This window comes from Thermus sp. LT1-2-5 (assembly GCF_040363165.1).
GTDB lineage: Bacteria > Deinococcota > Deinococci > Deinococcales > Thermaceae > Thermus.
In genome coordinates this window covers 1-1102 of record NZ_BSRG01000033.1, presented here as the reverse complement: position 1 = coordinate 1102, position 1102 = coordinate 1, and the positions used below count along the sequence as shown (strand labels likewise).

Below are 1102 nucleotides of genomic sequence, written 5' to 3'. Positions count from 1 at the left end.
CCCCAACGAGCACGCCTACACCCGGGTGACGGAGTTCAAGCACCTTACGGGGCAGGACTACCTGCCCCACACCACCTTGTGCTACGAGTACCCGGAGGCCTACGAGCCTGGGCGGAACGAGCCGTACTACCCGGTGCCGCAGGAGGAGAACGAGGTGCGGTACCAGCTTTACCTGGAGGAGGCGAGGAGGCTCAAGGGGGTGTATTTCGCCGGAAGGCTTGGGGACTATCGGTACTACAACATGGACCAGGCGGTGGCCAGGGCCCTGAAGCTCTTTGAGGAGGTGGCGCATGGATAGGGTGTGTGCGGTGATTGTCACGTATAACCGGAAGGAACTTCTAAGGGAATGCCTACAGGCGGTGCTTTCCCAGACCCGGCCTGTGGACCACGTCCTGGTGGTGGACAACGCCTCCACGGACGGGACGGCGGAGATGCTAAAGGAGGAGTTCCCCCAGGTGGAGGTCCTGCGGCTTCCCGAGAACCAGGGGGGGGCTGGAGGGTTCCACGAGGGGATGAAGCGGGCTTACGAGCTAGGGTACGAGTGGATTTGGGTAATGGACGACGATACCTTTCCTGAGAGTTCCACTTTGGAAGGGCTTCTCAGGGGAGCTCGGCAATATGGTATAGATGTGATATCGCCACTAGCTGTTTCTTTAGAAAACCCCGAGGAGCTTTCCTTTCCTAGAAAAATGGGTGCGTTGTATACATTTAGGGTAGATGCAGTAGGCGGTGACAGCATACTTTGGGGTGAACACACGCTTTTTTTGGGGGTCTTGATAAGTCGGAGAGCTGTGAACCAAGTAGGACTTCCTGACCCCCGGTTGTTCATACGGGGAGACGAACTAGAGTATAGCCTGCGTATTTCCCGTGTAGGACTAAGGAAAGCCATATTGCCCTGGGTAAGGGTAACTCACCCCGGCACTCGTAGTGAGTTTACTTTTTTCCTAGGAAAGCGGTCTGGTGTTATATATACGGGGAATCGGTCGTGTAAGGATTTATGTGTAAGGGTCCGTGTTTAATAGGGGGGCACACCTTAGCACGAGGAGGTGCCCCGTGGACCAGGATACCTTGCGAATCTTGCTGAGGGAAGCGGTGCGGGAGA

At 56.3% G+C, this 1102-nt stretch carries 2 protein-coding genes; both read left to right on the top strand.

Annotated elements, in window-relative coordinates:
• On the top strand, positions 1 to 298 hold a 298-nt coding region (locus ABXG85_RS12880; protein ID WP_353514002.1), incomplete at its 5' end, for a UDP-galactopyranose mutase.
• A complete protein-coding gene (locus tag ABXG85_RS12875; protein ID WP_353514001.1) occupies positions 291 to 1019 on the top strand; it encodes a glycosyltransferase family 2 protein in 729 nt (242 codons plus the stop codon). The genes ABXG85_RS12880 and ABXG85_RS12875, both read left to right, overlap by 8 nt.
• Positions 1020 to 1102 lie beyond the last annotated feature (83 nt).

Coding starts and splice junctions, on each gene's coding strand:
- ABXG85_RS12875 (WP_353514001.1), top strand. CDS start 291: ATGGATAGGGTGTGTGCGGTGATTGTCACGTATAACCGGAAGGAACTT.